The 3,228-nt window shown below is 67.3% G+C and carries 4 protein-coding genes and 1 pseudogene; 2 read left to right on the plus strand and 3 right to left on the minus strand.

Annotated elements, in window-relative coordinates:
- From ACRDSQ_RS25615 to ACRDSQ_RS25625, 3 genes and pseudogenes are all read right to left on the minus strand, one after another.
- Nucleotides 1–276, minus strand: a pseudogene (locus ACRDSQ_RS25615) (GNAT family N-acetyltransferase); the annotation flags it as partial.
- A gap of 63 nt (nt 277–339) precedes the next feature.
- Nucleotides 340–1,017: a hypothetical protein gene (locus ACRDSQ_RS25620; protein WP_431424517.1), complete on the minus strand. Its 678-nt coding sequence runs from the start codon at nt 1,015–1,017 to the stop codon at nt 340–342.
- Nucleotides 1,018–1,114: 97 nt separating this feature from the next.
- The gene (locus tag ACRDSQ_RS25625; protein WP_431424518.1) at nt 1,115–2,059 is read right to left on the minus strand and encodes a ribose-phosphate diphosphokinase; all 945 of its coding nucleotides are present in this window, start codon (nt 2,057–2,059) and stop codon (nt 1,115–1,117) included.
- A gap of 90 nt (nt 2,060–2,149) precedes the next feature.
- On the opposite strand from ACRDSQ_RS25625, the gene ACRDSQ_RS25630 reads away from it, so the two are divergent.
- On the plus strand, nt 2,150–2,566 hold the full coding sequence (locus ACRDSQ_RS25630; protein ID WP_431424519.1) for a hypothetical protein: 417 nt from the start codon (nt 2,150–2,152) through the stop codon (nt 2,564–2,566).
- A 213-nt stretch (nt 2,567–2,779) separates the two neighbouring features.
- On the plus strand, nt 2,780–3,228 hold a 449-nt coding region (locus ACRDSQ_RS25635; protein WP_431424520.1), incomplete at its 3' end, for a hypothetical protein.

Below are 3,228 nucleotides of genomic sequence, written 5' to 3' on the forward strand. Positions count from 1 at the left end.
TTTCGTGGCAAGCCCCTGATTCGCCGCCTTCTCCGCGATGCGGAACCCGAGTTCGGCGGAGCCGTCCGCCAGATCGACCAGGTTCACCCGCCCGAGAACCTCACCGTCGTCCATCAGGAGGTGGAACTGGCACACCCCGGCGTCCTGCTCGTCGAGCAGGGCGCGGTGCCGCTCGTCGAAGTTCGCGAAATAGTCGTCGCCGCGATCGGGGATGGAAGCCGCGAAGTACGCCCGGTTCTCCCGTTCGAACGCGAGAACGGCCGGTGCGTGATCAGGGCGGAGACGGACAAAGTTCGGGCACGTCCGCGACCCTAACTCCGCACACCACCGCCGCGACGGCTAACCGGGCAACTCCACCGCGACCTTCACCGCCGCATCCATCAATGCAGGATCAGGCTTGCCCGACGCCACCGCGCCTTCCGCGACCACCAGCAGATTCCCCTTGGGGCGTGAGTCAAACGGTATGCCGGTGAAGCGCACGCCTTGGCTCTTCAACACCGGGAACCCAAGCGGCGCAACACTTCCGGTGCCGTCGGTGTCGATCAGCGTTTTGAGGTCGTCGACATCGCCCCGGTCTCGCATTCGCACCCACGACACCGACACTACGAAGATGTTTCCCGTTGTGTCCGCCAGGGTGAAGAGCTGCCGGTCAAGACTATTGCAGGGATTGCGGAGGAAGAAGTCCCTGACCTGCCCATAGGAGTTGACCGCGCAGTTGAGGGCCTTCTTCGCCGGGTCCTTGAGCTTGCGCACGTTCAGGTCCCGCCAAGCCTCGTTGGGTTTCCCCTTGCCCGCGGACTTCTTGGCCCTGTTCGTCCGCGCGGTGAGATTGCCCGGCAGGCCGGCGGACTCCGCCGCCACACCACCCGCACCCGCGCCGCCGCCGCTCGCGGCAGCGCCGCCACCGGCATTGCCCATCGCGAAGGCACTTACGGTGCCCGCCGCAAGCACTCCTGCGGTGAGCTTGCCCTTCTTCCATTTCCCGTCTGGATCTCGCGGTTGGTCCGGATTCCCCATGTGTCCCCCTTGTCGCCGTCGAGCGGGCGGCAGTAGGGAGTCGTCGGGTGTGTCAGGAACGTAAGCGTGGCTCGTCCATGATCACCCGATCGGGTGATCATGGTGCGTCGAAGAGGGCGCTGACCGATTCGCCGTCGTGGATGCGCTGCATCGCCTCGGCCAGGGCGGGGGCGATGGACAGGACCTTCAGCTTCGGGGTGCGCTCCTCGTCCGGGATGGGCACGGTGTTGGTGCAGACGATCTCCAGCACGTCGGGCTGGTCCCCGATCCGCGACAGCGCCCCCTGCGCGAACAGCCCGTGCGTGCACGCCACCCGGATCGACCGGGCTCCGAGTTCACGCAGGCGGGCGAGCAGTTCGATCACCGTGCTGCCCTTGGCGATCTCGTCGTCGAGCACGATGATGTCGCGGTCGGTCACGTCACCGATGATCGAGCTGATCCGCACGTCGTCATCGGCGAACCGCTGCTTCGCCCCGGCCGCGACCTTGACGTCGAGCAGCCGGGCGAAGTGCGCGGCCTCCTTGGCGTTGCCGAGATCGGGGGAGACGACGGTGGTGTTGCTCAGGTCGTACTGGCGGAAGTGCCCGGCGAGCTCGCGCAGGGCGTGCAGGTGGTCCACGGGCACGCTGAAGAACCCGTGCACCTGCGGCGAGTGCAGCGTCATCGCCAACACCCGGTGCGCGCCCGCGGCGACCATCAGATCGGCCACCAGCCGCCCCCCGATGGAGATCCGCGGCGCGTCCTTCTTGTCCGACCGCGCGTAGGCGTAGTGCGGCATCACCACCGTGATCCGCGCCGCCGAGGCCCCACGGGCCGCGTCCAGCATCAGGAGCAACTCGACGAGGTGCTCCTGGACGGGCTTCACGAGCGGCTGGATCAGGAACACGTCCCGCTCGCGGCAGTTGGCCTGCAACTGCACCTCAAGGCAGTCGTTCGCGAACCGCTGGACCCGCACCGGACTGAGTTCGACGTCCAGGTGGGCGCAGATCTCACGGGCCAGATCGGGATGGGCACTACCGCTGAACGCAACGATGTCTCGCACGGGCCGGAGCGTATCGCTTTACCTGCGAGGTAATCGCTTTCCCGCAGGTGACGCGGCACGCTGGTGACAAGCGCAACCAAGGGAGAAGCCATGACGACCGCCAACGCCGCCACCACCCGCCCCGCCGACACCCACGCCGTCACCCTCCTCCGCCGCTTCCTCACCCTGGACGCCGTCGTCTCGGGAGGAAACGGCCTGGCCTACGTCATCGCCCCCGCGTGGGTCGGTGACCTGCTGGGCGTCTCGTCCGGGGTGCTGGTGCCCATCGGCATCGCCCTGATCGCCTTCGCCCTGGCCGTGGGCGCGATCGCGATGAGCCGAAACCCGCTGAGGGGTGCGGGTCTCGTCATCGAGTTCAACCTCGCCTGGGTGGTCGCAAGCCTGGCCGTGGCCGCCTTCAACGTCTTCGGCGCCAACACGATCGGCGTGGTGTGGACGGTCATGCAGGCGGGGACGGTCGCCTTGTTCGCCGCTCTCCAATGGACGGCGGTCCGCAAGGCGAAGTGAATCGCACGGATCGGCAGGGCCTGTCCACCGGGCAGGCCCTGTTTCGCGCACAACGTTCTGAAACGCCGGAATTGCCTAGGATGGTTGTATGCGAGCGAACACTCGAATGACCCTGGTCGCATCCCTAGACCGTCCGTGAACGACAACGAGTGGCCTGACGACGACACCGCTCGCGTGATCGCGTCAGCGGCTCTGGGGCGGGACCCCGGCCCCTTGTCCACCACCGAGAGCGGCTCCCACAAGGTCTACATCGGCTCCGACTTCGTCCTGAAGATCGCGGCTTGGCATTCGCGGCTGGACCGGGAGATCGCACTCGCGCCCCACCTGCCCACCGGCATCACAGCCCCGTTGCTCAGCAGCGGGCAGTACCGGGGAGTGCGGGATGTCCGCTATGCCTGCTACGCCCGCGTGCCTGGAATGGCACCTGGCATGGGCATGCCCGGCGTGGATGGCCCGACCGCGCGGCTGCTGGCCGAACAGGCGGTCCAGCGGCTCCAGACACTACACGCCTGGACTCCCGAGGCCGAGGCGGTAAAGACGCTGGCCGAAGTCGTCGACCACGGTGGGTTCACCGGTCACGACGCGCTCGCCGACGAGATCGGGAAACTCGTCGTCCTGAACAGCGACGGCGTCATTCCCCGGCAAGTGCTCGACGGCCTGAG

The sequence above is a fragment of the Actinokineospora sp. genome, from assembly GCF_050699995.1.
In the GTDB taxonomy this organism is placed as follows: Bacteria; Actinomycetota; Actinomycetes; order Mycobacteriales; family Pseudonocardiaceae; genus Actinokineospora.

Coding starts and splice junctions, on each gene's coding strand:
- ACRDSQ_RS25620 (WP_431424517.1), bottom strand. CDS start 1,017: ATGGGGAATCCGGACCAACCGCGAGATCCAGACGGGAAATGGAAGAAG.
- ACRDSQ_RS25630 (WP_431424519.1), top strand. CDS start 2,150: ATGACGACCGCCAACGCCGCCACCACCCGCCCCGCCGACACCCACGCC.